This is a genomic window from Crenobacter sp. CS_VA4 (assembly GCF_055597485.1).
On record NZ_JBVMAE010000017.1, the window covers coordinates 12,253 to 25,750 of the forward strand.

General features: G+C 63.2%; 11 protein-coding genes and 1 pseudogene. 2 read left to right on the top strand and 10 right to left on the bottom strand.

The genetic code is table 11. The annotated features are described in order from the left end of the window. Window positions 1–77 precede the first annotated feature (77 nt). From thiS to ACZ2IA_RS15805, 5 genes are all read right to left on the bottom strand, one after another. Window positions 78–281, bottom strand: coding sequence for a sulfur carrier protein ThiS (gene thiS / locus ACZ2IA_RS15785; protein WP_470293547.1), 204 nt, complete (start codon window positions 279–281; stop codon window positions 78–80). A gap of 3 nt (window positions 282–284) precedes the next feature. Beyond that, entirely contained in the window at window positions 285–2,441 is a 2,157-nt protein-coding gene (locus ACZ2IA_RS15790; RefSeq protein WP_470293548.1) for a RelA/SpoT family protein, read from the bottom strand. A 16-nt stretch (window positions 2,442–2,457) separates the two neighbouring features. Beyond that, entirely contained in the window at window positions 2,458–2,661 is a 204-nt protein-coding gene (gene rpoZ / locus ACZ2IA_RS15795; RefSeq protein WP_470293549.1) for a DNA-directed RNA polymerase subunit omega, read from the bottom strand. Between the two features lie 72 nt (window positions 2,662–2,733). Next, window positions 2,734–3,360 (bottom strand): guanylate kinase, encoded by a 627-nt coding sequence (gene gmk, locus ACZ2IA_RS15800; protein WP_470293550.1) that lies wholly within the window; start codon window positions 3,358–3,360, stop codon window positions 2,734–2,736. 197 nt (window positions 3,361–3,557) lie between these two features. Beyond that, a complete protein-coding gene (locus tag ACZ2IA_RS15805; protein WP_470293551.1) occupies window positions 3,558–4,922 on the bottom strand; it encodes an NCS2 family permease in 1,365 nt (454 codons plus the stop codon). Window positions 4,923–5,804: 882 nt separating this feature from the next. Between ACZ2IA_RS15805 and ACZ2IA_RS15810 the strand changes: the two genes are divergently transcribed. Together ACZ2IA_RS15810 and ACZ2IA_RS15815 are read left to right on the top strand one after the other, a co-directional pair. Then, window positions 5,805–7,121, top strand: coding sequence for an NCS2 family permease (locus ACZ2IA_RS15810; RefSeq protein WP_470293552.1), 1,317 nt, complete (start codon window positions 5,805–5,807; stop codon window positions 7,119–7,121). A gap of 96 nt (window positions 7,122–7,217) precedes the next feature. Beyond that, on the top strand, window positions 7,218–7,775 hold the full coding sequence (locus ACZ2IA_RS15815) for an adenine phosphoribosyltransferase (RefSeq protein WP_470293553.1): 558 nt from the start codon (window positions 7,218–7,220) through the stop codon (window positions 7,773–7,775). Between the two features lie 146 nt (window positions 7,776–7,921). Here ACZ2IA_RS15815 and arcC read toward each other — a convergent pair whose 3' ends face one another. The 5 genes and pseudogenes from arcC to ACZ2IA_RS15840 form a co-directional block, all read right to left on the bottom strand. Continuing rightward, window positions 7,922–8,866, bottom strand: a complete 945-nt coding sequence (gene arcC, locus ACZ2IA_RS15820; protein WP_470293554.1) for a carbamate kinase — start codon at window positions 8,864–8,866, stop codon at window positions 7,922–7,924. 135 nt (window positions 8,867–9,001) lie between these two features. Further along, window positions 9,002–10,012: an ornithine carbamoyltransferase gene (locus tag ACZ2IA_RS15825; protein ID WP_470293555.1), complete on the bottom strand. Its 1,011-nt coding sequence runs from the start codon at window positions 10,010–10,012 to the stop codon at window positions 9,002–9,004. 162 nt (window positions 10,013–10,174) lie between these two features. Then, window positions 10,175–11,401, bottom strand: coding sequence for an arginine deiminase (locus ACZ2IA_RS15830; RefSeq protein WP_470293556.1), 1,227 nt, complete (start codon window positions 11,399–11,401; stop codon window positions 10,175–10,177). 83 nt (window positions 11,402–11,484) lie between these two features. Continuing rightward, window positions 11,485–12,950: pseudogene (gene arcD, locus ACZ2IA_RS15835) on the bottom strand (arginine-ornithine antiporter). Window positions 12,951–13,329: 379 nt separating this feature from the next. After that, the gene (locus ACZ2IA_RS15840; RefSeq protein ID WP_470293557.1) at window positions 13,330–13,470 is read right to left on the bottom strand and encodes a DUF3149 domain-containing protein; all 141 of its coding nucleotides are present in this window, start codon (window positions 13,468–13,470) and stop codon (window positions 13,330–13,332) included. Window positions 13,471–13,498: the final 28 nt, after the last annotated feature.

Consider the following 13,498-nt stretch of genomic DNA (forward strand, 5'->3'; position numbering starts at 1 on the left):
CTCTCGCCCTACCCTTGCCCTTCGGCGGCGCGCCGGCTCTGTGGCCTGATCTGCCGCCTCCCCCCCGAACCTTCTGCTCAGCCGCCGCCAACCGCGACGACGATCTCCAGCCGGTCACCGTCGTTCAGCGCTTCGGCCGCGTGGCGACTCTTCGGCACGATCTCCCCGTTGCGCTCCACCGCCAGCCGCTTGCCGACGAGCTCCAGCACCCCGACCAGGTCGGCGACCGTCGCCACCCCGGCGAACTGGCGCGCCTCGCCGTTCAGCATAATCGACACCACCGCCTATCTCCTCTCAACCTGCTGCACCGCGTCGATCTGCGACACGATTGCCAGCGTCTGCTCCAGATGCGCGACGCCTTCCACCTGGATGCGGAAAATAATGTGAATGAAACCATCGCCGCGATGGGTGTCCTGGGTATCCACCGTCTCGATGTTGGCCGACGCATTGGAAATCGCCGCGGCCACCTCGGCCAGCATACCGCGCTGGTTGCGCGCCAGCACGCTGATCACCGCGCCGAACAGCCGGTCCTTCTGCGGCTCCCACGCCACGTCGAGCAGCTTGTCCGGCTCGACGCGCTTGGCGTTCGAGCAGTTGCTGCGATGGATCACCAGCCCCTGCCCCTTGGTGATCACGCCGACGATCGCATCGCCGGGGATCGGGTTGCAGCAGCTCGACAGCTGCACCGATCCGCCCTCGTTGCCGCGGATCGTCACCGGGCCAACGCGCACCTCTTCACCGAGTTTCTCACCGGCCAGCTCGACCAGTCGACGCGCCGCGACGATCGGCATCAAGCGACCCATGCCGATTTCGGCCAACACTTGCTGGAACGAATCGACCTTCTCGGCGTACTCGGCGAGATACGCGTCGCGCAGCGTGTCGGTCAGCACCAGCGGCGACACCGCCAGCGCTGCCAGCGCCTGGCGCAGCAAGCGCTCGCCCAGTTGCTGAGACTCTTCGCGCTGCAAGCCCTTCAGGTAGCTGCGGATGCCGGAGCGGGCCCGACCGCTGACGACAAAATTGAGCCAGGCCGGGTTCGGCTTGGCCTGGGTGGCGGTGATGATCTCGATCGTGTCGCCGTTGCGCAGCTCGGTGCGCAGCGGCACCAGCGCGTAGTTGACGCGCGCGGCGATACAGCGGTGACCGACGTCGGTGTGCACCGCGTAGGCGAAGTCGACCGGGGTCGAGCCCTGCGGCAGCACCATGATCTTGCCCTTCGGGGTGAACACGTACACTTCGTCCGGGAACAGGTCGATCTTGATGTGCTCGAGAAACTCGATCGCGTCGTCGCTCTCGGCCTGGATGTCGAGAATGCTCTGCAGCCACTGGTGGGTACGCTGCTTGGCCGCGTCGAGACTGGCGTCACCGCTCTTGTACATCCAGTGCGAGGCGATCCCCGCCTCGGCCACCGAGTGCATCTCCTGGGTGCGGATCTGGATCTCCACCGGCGTGCCGTACGGGCCGAACAGCGTGGTGTGCAGACTCTGGTAGCCATTGCCCTTCGGGATCGCGATGTAGTCCTTGAACTTGCCGGGGATCGGCTTGTACAGGCCGTGCAGCGCCCCCAGCGCCAGATAACAGTGGGCGACGTCGTGGACGATCACCCGAAAACCGTAGATGTCGAGCACCTCGGAGAACGACAGCTGCTTCTCCTGCATCTTCTTGTAGATGCTGTAGAGGTTCTTCTCGCGACCCTTGATCGTCGCCTCGACGTGGCAGTCGACCAGCTTCTGCTGGATCGCCTGGGTGATCTTGTTGACCACCTCGCGGCGGTTGCCGCGCGCCGCCTTGACCGCCTTGGCGATCACCGAATAACGGGTCGGGTACAAGTGCTTGAACGCCAGATCCTGCAGTTCGCGGTAGACCTGGTTGAGGCCGATCCGGTTGGCGATCGGCGCATAGATTTCCAGCGTCTCCAGCGCGATGCGCTTGCGCTTGTCCTCGCGCATCGCGTCGAGGGTACGCATATTGTGCAAGCGGTCGGCCAGCTTGACGATGATGACGCGGATGTCGCGCGCCATCGCCAGCACCATCTTGCGGAAATTCTCCGCCTGCGCCGCCTCGCGGGTGGCGTATTCGAGTCGCTCCAGCTTGGAGAGACCGTCGACCAGATCGGCGATGGTCTTGCCGAAACCCTCGGCCAGCGTCGACTTGGTGACGCCGGTGTCCTCCAGCACGTCATGCAGCAGCGCCGCCGCCAGCCCTTGCGCATCGAGCCGCCATTCGGCCAACATCGACGCCACCGCCAAGGGGTGAGTGATGTAAGGCTCGCCGCTCTTGCGGGTCTGCCCTTCGTGCGCATTGCGGCTGACTTCGAACGCCTGCCGCAGCAGCTGCACGTCCTCCGGCCTCAGATAACGGCCGGCCGCCCCAAAAAAGGTCTCGGCGTCCGCCGCGATCTGGGCAGCGTAGTCCACGGGAATGACGGGTTCTGCGCTCATGACGTCCAAAGGGGAATCAGGCCTTGCGGCTCAGCACTTCCTTGCCCACGTGGCCGGCGGCGATTTCGCGCAGCGCCACCACGGTCGGCTTATGGCGGCCGCCTTCAACGAAGGTGGTCGAGCCCGAGGCAATCTGACGGGCGCGGTAGGCGGCAGTCAGGGTCAGGTCGAAACGGTTTTGGATACGATCCAGACAATCATCAACAGTAATACGAGCCATACAATCCTCTTTTCAGAAATGCCAGGATACCCAGCGTCCCACTATATAGAAAAACCGGTCGGCGACCAACGCTCAGCCGGGCGTGTGCAACTGCAGCAGTGCCTCGCCGTGCCGCGCCAGCTGGCGTGCCGGACGCAACCGTTCGGCGCGCACCACGCTGATCAGGTCGAGCGTGGCGGTGCCGAGGTCGTCGTTGATCAACATGTAATCGAAACTCTCGGCGTGGTCGATCTCGCTGCGCGCCAGCGCCAGACGGCGCGCAATCACCTCGTCGCTGTCGGTGCCACGACCGCGCAGACGCTTCTCCAGCTCCTCGAGCGAGGGCGGCAGGATGAAGATGCTGATCGCTTCGGGAAACACCTTGCGCACCTGCTGCGCGCCCTGCCAATCGATCTCTAGCAGGATGTCGCGCCCTTCGGCCAAGCGCTCACGGATCCAGGTTTCGCTGGTGCCGTAATAGTTGCCGTACACTTCGGCGTGCTCGAGGAACTCACCACGTTCGATGCGCGCCTCGAAGTCCGCGCGGCCCACGAAGTGGTAGTGCCGCCCCTCGACCTCGCCTTCGCGCGGCTCACGGGTGGTGTACGACACCGACAGTTGCACCGCACGTTCGGCCGCCAGCAACGCTGCCACCAACGTCGTTTTGCCTGCACCGGAGGGTGCCGTGACGATGAAGATGTTGCCGCTTTGCTGGGCCATGGCCGCTTTCCCTTCGGTGAAATCAATCTTTCAGGGTACCACAACCGGGCAACTCGATTAAGCGCCCAGTGCCAAATTTGCCCTAAAGCCCGGCGACAGCGTTTCCCCTGCACGTGCACAAAAACAAACCCCCCGCCGTAGCGGAGGGTTTGTTTCGAAGGCACAGGGCCCTTCAGGCATAGACCCTCTGGCACAAATCAGATCGCCCAACCGCCCGCGTAGAACACGGCCAATGCAATCGCGATCGCGACGGTGCCGATGTTCAGCTTGCGGAACTCGCCACCGATGATGCGGCCGATGACCAGGGTGCAGAAGCCGAGCATGATGCCGGTGACGATATTGCAGGTCAGCACGATGAACACGGCGCACACCAGGCCGGCCATGGCATCGACCATGTCGTCCATGTGCAGCTTGCTGATATTGCCCAGCATCAACAGGCCCACGTACATCAGAGCCGGCGCGGTAGCGTAGGACGGAACCAGTGCTGCCAGCGGCGAGAAGAAGATCACCACCAGGAACAGCGCACCCACCACGGCAGCGGCGAGACCGGTCTTGGCACCAGCCGCCACACCTGCCGCCGATTCGATATAGGCCGCAGCCGGGGCACCACCGAAGAAACCGGAGAAGATCGAGCTGAGCGAGTCAGCGGTCAGCGCACGGTTGCCGTTGATGATCTGGCCCTTCTCGTCGAGTTGGCCCGCCTGACCGGCCACGGCACGGATGGTACCGGTCGCGTCAAACACGGCGGTCATCACCAGCGCCAGAACGCTCGGGATCACAGCGGAGGTCAGTGCGCCTTGGATATCCATCGAGCCGATCAGCGACTTACCAGCGGCACCCAGGCTAGGCATGGCGAACACGCCGCTGAATTTCACCGCCGGATCAAAGATCAGACCAAGAACCGACAGCGCAACGATCACCAGCAGGATGCCGCCCGGCACGCGACGACGCTCCATGCCGAAGATCGCCGCCAGACCCAGGATCGACATCAGCACCGGGAAGGCGGTGATGTTACCCAGCGTCACCGGCAGGCCCGGATGCGCGTTCTTCACGACCAAACCCACGCCATTGGACGCAATCAGCAGCAGGAACAGGCCGATACCGACCCCCGTACCATGCGCCACGCCAGACGGCAGGTTCTTCAGGATCCACGAACGCACACCGGTCACCGAAATGGCGGTGAACACGATGCCCATCAGGAATACGGCACCCAGCGCCACCTGAGGCGACAGATGGTGACCCAACACCAGACCGAAGGCGGTGAAGGCAGTCAGCGAAATGGCACAACCGATGGCCAGCGGCAACTTGGCCCACAGGCCCATCAGCAGCGAACCAAACGCGGTGGTCAGGCAGACGGCGACGAAAACGGCACTCTTGTCGAAGCCGGCTTCACCCAACATGCCCGGTACGACGATGACCGAATAGACCATCGCCATGAAGGTGGTAATCCCTGCCAGGATTTCCTGGCGCTGGGTGCTGCCACGCGCCGAGATTTGGAAATACCGGTCGAGCTTGCCTCTGCCTTCAGAAACGCCAGCACCAATGCCTGCTTGTTCAATCATGATACAGCTCCTTTATCAGCGTGCTGAAACGGCCAGATTCCCCGTCCGTCATCAGGTTTGCTCTCATGCGTCTATGTGTTTGTGAACAAGGGAAAGGTCAGTAAGCCATGCGGCCTGCACCTCTCTATTTCCCTGCTGTATGCAAATACAACCAAGAACGTCTTGATAAGGGGGTCGCCCCCGAAAACGCCAACAATGGTTCGACTTGAAGCGATTGCAGCAGGTAAGACAGGCAAGGATCGGCCGGTAGGTGCCAGACAGTGACGTACCGAACAGCACGCCGGGACTGCAGCACCACGTTCACGCCGGTTCGGCAGCCGTCTGGCCGACTCGCAGGCGCGCCACTACCCATCAGGTAAGACGAGCAGCAGTTCCTTCTCCTCACATCCGTCGGCAGCCTTTGTTTTTTTTAGATGGCTGCCTCTCTCCTTTTGCAGAACCCGCTTCCGCACGGAAATCTTTTTTGTAACTCGTTTCCGTTGCGACTCAGGTAGATCTAGGTTCCCTAGTTGGAGACCAGACCTTGCAACTATCTTACAAGCAAGATTCTTCACATTGCAACCAATTGTCGCACCGCTTATCGCAAAACTGGAAAGCCATTCCACTTTTGCTCGGCGAAGGTTGTGTTTGTCGGCTTGCCGGGTGTTGCAAAAGCGCAGGGAGGTAGCTGCAGCATGGCTGCCCAGACGACCTGTATCGGGGAAGCGTGGGCTGGCTGAGCCCCCAGCAAGTTAGCGAAACTAGCAGGAGCACTGCCGGCCGCAATAAAGACCAGCGAAAACAGCTTAATGTCAAGACAAATTTACACAACGGGAAGTATCTTTTTCGCTAAGCTACGCACCCCACTCAATAACACCACCAACACACGAGGATCAGATCGGGATGCAAGCCACTGAAAACGCGCCGAACAGCCTGCTGGAGAGGCTGTTCAAGCTCAAAGAAAACGACACCACGGTGCGCACCGAGGTGATCGCCGGCATCACCATTTTCCTGACCATGGCCTACGTCGTGGTCGTCAACCCGGCCATCCTGTCGATCACCGGCATGGACTTCAAGGCGGTGTTCGTCGCCACCTGCATCGCCGCGGCGATCGGCAGCGCGATCATGGGCCTGGTCGCCAACTACCCGATCGCCCTGGCGCCGGGCATGGGCCTGAACGCCTACTTCACCTTCACCGTGGTCAAGGGCATGGGGGTGCCCTGGCAGATCGCGCTGGGCGCGGTGTTCTTGTCCGGCTGCCTGTTCGTCGTCGTCAGCCTGTCGAAGGTGCGCGAGCAGATCATCAACGCGATCCCGCTGTCGCTGAAGTTCTCGATCTCGGCCGGCGTCGGCATGTTCCTCGGGCTGCTGGCGCTGAAGAGCTCCGGCATCGTGGTCGCCAGCCCGGCGACCTTCGTCACCCTGGGCGACCTGCACGCGCCGACGACCCTGCTGGCGATCTTCGGCTTCTTCCTGATTCTGGCGCTGGAATATCGCAAGGTGCATGGCTCGATCATCATCGGCATCCTGGCGGTGACCGCGCTGTCGATCGCCCTCGGCCTGTCGAAATTCCAGGGCATCGCCGCGCCGATTCCGAGCATGGCTCCGACCTTCCTGCAGATGGACCTGAAGGGCGCCTTGTCCGCCAGCCTGGTCGGCGTGATCTTCGTGTTCTTCTTCGTTGACCTGTTCGACACCACCGGCACGCTGGTGGCGGTCGCGCACCGTGCCGGCATCTCCAAGGACGGCAAGCTGCCGCGCCTGAAGCGCGCGCTGATGGCCGACTCGACCGCGATCATCGCCGGCGCCGCGATGGGCACCTCGTCGACCGTCGCCTACATCGAGTCCGCCGCCGGCGCCGCCGTCGGCGGCCGCACCGGCCTGACCGCCACCGTGGTCGCGATCCTGTTCATCGCCTGCCTGTGGCTGTCGCCGCTGGCCGAAAGCGTGCCGGCGTACGCTACCGCGCCAGCCTTGTGCTATGTCGCGGTGCTGATGACCCGGGGTCTCGCCGAAGTAGAGTGGGACGACCTGACCGAAGCCGCGCCGGCGGTGATGGGCGCCTTGACCATGCCGTTCACCTACTCGATCGCCGACGGTATCGCCTTCGGCTTCATCAGCTACGCCGTGGTGAAGCTGCTGGCCGGCCGCGCCCGCGAGGTGAAGCCGGCGGTGTGGGTGATCGCCATCCTGTGGGTCCTGAAGCTCGCCCTGCACTGAACCATACGGCTCGCGATCGCAACGGGCTTCCCACGGGAAGCCCGTTTTTGCTGCTGCTCACGCCGGTGTTCCAGGGGCTCTGCTACAATTCTGGCCATGGAAAACCTTAGCAATCTCGACTATTCCAGCTACCTGAAGGGCTGGATCCGCACCGTGCCGAACTGGCCGCACGACGGCGTGATGTTCCGCGACATCACCCCGCTGCTGCAGAACCCGAAGAGCTTCCGCATGCTGATCGACATCTTCGTGCACCGCTATATGGGCGAGCAGATCGATGTGATCGCGGGGCTGGACGCGCGCGGCTTCATCATCGGCTCGGTGCTCGCCTACGAGCTGAACGTCGGTTTCGTGCCGATCCGCAAGAAGGGCAAGCTGCCGTTCACCACGGTAGAAGAGGAATACGAGCTGGAATACGGCAACGCCGCGGTGGAAATGCACACCGACGCGGTCAAGGCCGGCGACCGGGTGATCCTGATCGACGATCTGGTCGCGACCGGCGGCACGATGATGGCCGGCTACAAGCTGCTCAAGCGCCTCGGCGCGGAGGTGGTCGAGGCCGGCGCGATCATCGAGCTGCCAGAACTGAAGGGCGGCCAGCTGGTGCGCGACTCGGGGCTGCCGTTGTTCACGGCGTGCTCGTTCCAAGGACGCTGAAGCCGGCCGAAAGGCCTGCGTTTAAACGGCCCGCTTGCGGGCCGTTTTGCATGATGACGCCGAGCATGGCCGAACCGTTCGGCCAACCGCCTATCCAAACGAAAGAGGGGGCCACAGGCCGCCCTCTTCTCATCCCGTCTTACCGCTCAGTACCACTCGATCCCGTCCACTTTGGTGCTGATCACCGTCCCCGCCTCGCCCTTCACGATCGCCTCGATGTCCTCCAGCGCGCCGATCACCGCGCGCTTGCCGGTCAAGCGGGCGAACTCGCAGGCCGCCTCCACCTTCGGCCCCATCGAACCGGCCGCGAAGCCAAGCTTGGCCATCGCGTCCGGGTGGGCGCACCGGATCGCCTTCGCGTCCGGGGTGCCCCAGCCGACGAACACGGTCGGCACGTCGGTGGCGATCACAAAGTAGTCGGCCTCGACTTCGCGCGCCAACAGGGCCGAGGCGAGATCCTTGTCGATCACCGCTTCGACGCCGACCAGCTTGTCGCCTTGGTACAGGGTCGGGATACCCCCACCGCCGGCGGCGATCACTACGGCGCCCTTCTCGATCAGCCACTTGATCGGGCGCATTTCGAAGAGGCGTTTCGGTTTGGGGCTCGGCACCACGCGGCGGTAGTACTCGCCGTCGGCCTTGACCGTCCAGCCATGCTCGGCGGCGAGCTGCTCGGCCTCGGCCTTGCTGTACACCGGGCCGACGAACTTGGTCGGGTTCTTAAACGCCGGGTCGTTGGCGTCGACTTCGGTCTGGGTCAGGATGGTGGCGAGCGGCACCTCGAACGGCAGCACGTTGCCGAGCTCCTGTTCGATCATATAGCCGATCATCCCTTCGGTCTGCGCGCCGAGCACGTCGAGCGGATACGGGGTGACCTTGCCGTCGACGTGGCGGGCGTAGGCGTCGTTCTGCAGGCCCAACAGGCCGACCTGCGGGCCGTTGCCGTGGCACATCACCAGGTTGTGGCCGAGCCGGGTGACGGCGGCCAGCTGCTTGGCGGCCACTTGCACGTTGGCGCGTTGGTTGGCGGCGGTCATGGCTTCGCCACGCCGTTGCAGGGCGTTGCCGCCCAGAGCGACGACTACTCGCATGATGGGACTCCTTCTATAACTGGCCGGCCGTGTTCGGCCAACCGGTGAGGAAGTAGGAAGCGGCCGCCCCGCCCGCGGCGGGTAGGGCCAGCCGGGAGGGGCAAAGGCACCACAGACGTGGTGCCTGGCTCGGGCTTAGCCCGCCAGCGTCGACACCAGGATCGCCTTGATGGTGTGCATGCGGTTCTCGGCCTGCTCGAAGGCGACGCACGCTTCCGATTCGAACACCTCTTCGGTCACTTCGATGCCGCCCGCCAGTTCCGGGTGCTGCGCGGCGATCTCCTTGCCGACCTTGGTCTCGGCGTTGTGGTAGGCCGGCAGGCAGTGCATGAACTTGACCGCCGGGTTGCCGGACGCCTTCATCAGTTCGGCGTTGACCTGGTACGGTTTCAGCAGCTGGATGCGCTCGGCCCACACGTCGGCCGGTTCGCCCATCGACACCCACACGTCGGTGTGGATGAAGTCGGTGCCCTTGACCGCTTCCTTCGGGTCGTCGGTCAGGGTGAGCCGGGCGCCGGTCTTCGCGGCGATCGCTTTGCATTCGGCGACCAGTTCGTCGCTCGGCCACAGGTGTTTCGGCGCGCCGATGCGCACGTGCATGCCGAGCTTGGCGCCGATCACCAAGAGCGAGTTGCCCATATTGTTGCGGGCGTCGCCGAGGTAGGTGTAGTTGATCTCGGACAGTGGCTTGTCGCTGTGTTCCCACATGGTCAGCACGTCGGCGAGCATCTGGGTCGGGTGGAATTCGTCGGTCAGGCCGTTGTAGACCGGCACGCCGGCGTAGCGGGCCAGTTCGTGCTCGACCATCTCCTGATCGAAGCCGCGGTATTCGATCGCGTCATACATCCGGCCGAGCACCCGGGCGGTGTCTTTCATCGATTCCTTGATGCCGATCTGCGAGCCGGACGGGCCGAGGTAGGTGACGTTGGCGCCCTGATCGAAGCACGCCACTTCGAACGCACAGCGAGTGCGGGTCGAGGTCTTCTCGAAGATCAGCGCGACGTTCTTGCCCTTCAGGTGCGGCTGTTCGGTGCCGCTGTATTTGGCGCGCTTCAGGTCGCGGGCCAGGTCGAGCAGGTAGCGGATCTCGCGCGGGGTGAAGTCGAGCATTTTGAGGAAGTTGCGGTTGCGCAGATTGAAAGCCATGGTGATTGCTCCTGGATTAAGAGTCGGTCTGGGCAAGCGATCGCGGCGGACGGGGTAGGCTCCGGGGCGGTCAACCTGTCGGTGCGGTAACGGGTGGTGCAGTTGCTTGGAGGGTGTTCGGCCAACCTTGGGTTGGCCGAACGACCGATCCGTCCGCCGTACCTACCGTTTCACTTCGTCACGGATGATCGGGCAGGTCATGCAGTGACCGCCGCCGCGGCCGAGTTCGGACGCCGGGATTTCGATCACCTCGACACCGTGTTCGCGCATCCGCCGGTTGGTGTAGGTATTGCGGTCGTAGGCGACCACGACCCGGCGGTCGAGCGCGACGACGTTGTTGCCGTCGTCCCACTGTTCGCGTTCGCGCTGGTACAGGTCGCCACCGGTCCGGATGACGCGAATCTCCGGCAGGTGCAGCGCATCCTTGACGATATCGGTCAGGTGCTGGCCGTCGTGGCGTTCGAAGCGGACCTCGCCTTCCTTGTCGCCGGCGTACATGCTGGTGCAGACGATCTCGTCGACCACGTCCGGGAATACCGACAAGAGGTCGACGTCGAGGAAGGAGAACACGGTGTCGAGGTGCATTGCGGCGCGCGATTTCGGCATCTGGCAGGCGATCACGCGCGTCGCGCCACCGTCCTTGCCGAGCACGCGCTTGGCGACCTGCACCACCGCCTGCGGGCTGGTGCGTTCGCCCATGCCGATCAGCACCACGCCGTTGCCGATCGGCATCACGTCGCCGCCTTCCAGCGTGGCCGGGTCGAAGTCCTGGTCGGCATCGCCCCACCACACCCTCGCCTTGCCGGCGAAGGTCGGGTGGAACTGGTAGACGCTCTGCAGGATCAGCGTTTCCTGGCGGCGCGCCGGCCAGTACATCGGGTTGAGGGTGACGCCTTCGTAGATCCAGCAGCTCGGGTCGCGCTGGAACAGGGTGTTCGGCACCGGCGGCAGTACGAAGTCGGACCGGTCGAGGTAGCCGCCGAACAGGCCTTTCGGGTCGAACGGCAGTTCGGCCTTGGCGATGCCGCCGATCAGGTGCTCGGCCAGTTGCGCCGACGCCATCTCGTCGAGCCAGCCGCGCAGGTCGCCGAGCATGCCGACGCCGACGTTGTCGGCCTTGACCTTGCGGTCGAGGACAAAGGCGCGCGCGGCCTTGTCGTCGAGCACCGTGGCCAGCGCGTCGTGCAGTTCGATCACCTCGATGTCACGGGTGCGCATCTGCTCGACGAAGTAGGCGTGGTCTTTCTGCGCGCGTTCGACCCAGATCACGTCGTCGAACAGCAGCTCGTGGCTGTTGGCCGGGGTGAGGCGCTTGTGCGCGAGGCCCGGGCGACACACCATCACGGTGCGCAGTTTGCCGCATTCAGAATGGACACCGAACTTGCTCATGTCGAACTCCTTGCTAAGGATGAATCGGGTGGGTTCCGGCAGCCGCCGCGGGGCGGCCGCGCAAGACACGCTGTACTACGAGATCAGATGCTGATCGCACCGGTCGCCAGCTGGTAGGCGGCATAGATGCCGAGGACGACCACGACAGCGACGATGGCGGCTTCGAAGCCCTTGAACGGTTGCTCACCACGCTCGCTCTTCGCCTTCAGGTAGAACAGCACGCCCGGGGCGTAGAGCACCATCGACAGGAACAGGTAACTCGGGCCGGCGGCATAGACCAGCCAGACACCGTAGACCGACGCGATCAGGCCGGTCAGCAGGTCCTTGTTACGGGCCGCGTCGCCGGCCGGGTAGCCTTCGCCGCGCAGCGCGACGATCAGCGCGTACAGGCCGCAGAGCAGGTACGGGATCAGGATCATCGAGGTCGCCAGCGACAACAGCGCCAGGTAACCGGCCGAGCTGAACAGGGTGATGGTCAGGAACAGTTGCACCATGCCGTTGGTGAGCCACAGCGCGGCGGCCGGCGAACCGCTGGCGTTCAGCCTGCCGAACATCTTCGGGAAGATGCCGTCTTTGCCGGCGAGGTAGGGGATTTCGACGGCGAGCAGCGTCCAGGCGAGCAGCGCACCACCGACCGAGATCACCAGACCGATATTGATCAGCGTGGCGCCCCACGGGCCGACGGCGGCTTTGAGTACCCCCGCGGTCGACGGGTTTTTCAGTGCGGCCAGCTCCGCCTGCGACAGCACGCCCATCGACAGCAGCGACACGGCGACCAGCAGCGCGATGGTCAGCAGGAAGCCGATCACGGTGCCTTGCCGACTTCTTTCATCGATTCGGCGCGGCTGGAGAACACCGACGCGCCTTCGATGCCGATGAACACCCAGACGGTCACCAGCATCGAGCCCTTGACCTGGTCGATCACAGCACCGAGCGCCGGGCTGCCCCAGAAGTCGGTGTTGAAGGTCTTGATGTTGAACGCGAAGACCACGATCACGATGAACAGCGCCAGCGGCACCAGTTTGGCGATCGTGGTGATGGTGTTGATGAAGGTCGCCCCCTGCACGCCGCGCAGGATCAGCGTATGCAGGCCCCACAGCAGTAGCGAGGCGGCAATGATCGCCGGCAGCGTATTGCCCTCACCGAAGAACGACAGCGCACCGAACGCGCCGAGTGCGGAGAAGAATACCACCATATACGAGACGTTGCCGATCCACGCCGAGATCCAGTAACCCCAGGCCGAGTTGAAGCCGATGTAGTCGCCGAAACCGGCGCGCGCGTAACCGTAGACACCGCCTTCGATCTCCGGCTTGCGATTGGCCAGGTTCTGGAACACAAACGCCAAGGTCAGCATGCCGGCGAAGGTAATCGCCCAGGCGATGATGATGGAACCGGCGCCAGAGCTGGCGGCCATGTTCTGCGGCAGCGAGAAGATCCCGCCACCGATCATCGACCCCACCACCAGCGCGGTCAGCGCACCGAGCCTCAGCTTGGTGGTGCCAACGGCTTGCACTGCGCCGCCTGCTTGCACTTCCGTTTCAGAGGACATAGTCGATCTCCGATTAGCAAATCAAATTTGAAAACTGTTTTAATATTATTAAATTCTTATCAATTGACTCAATGATAAGCCCCTCTAATCGGGGCTTCCAGCAGCAGTCGGGACTTGTTTGACCTGGGTCAAGAACACCGGTGTCTCTCAGCTTGAGAGCCGTGCGACCTTGTTTTTAGAATATTTTCATAAACTCGTCCAGGGGTCGCACACTTAATTCAATTGGAATAATCACTTAAAAATCAATGAGTAAACATTCAAAATTGGAGCACCTTAAACGAAGCGCTTTCGACCATGGCAGAAAAAGCGGGATAAGGACGACCGCCCTACCCCGAACAGACATCAAGAGGAAAACCGCTGTTCTCCTCACCGCAGGCCATTATTCCGACGGCTGCGGCGCGCTGCGCACCTTGCGGATGAAGATCGTCACACAGGTGCCGACGACCGCCATGGTCAACACGATAGTGATCAGGCTGAGCAGTCCGACGTCCGAACTCAGCAGTTCTTTCCACAGTTCCATGTCCACCCTCCTGCGAATGCCAATCGAC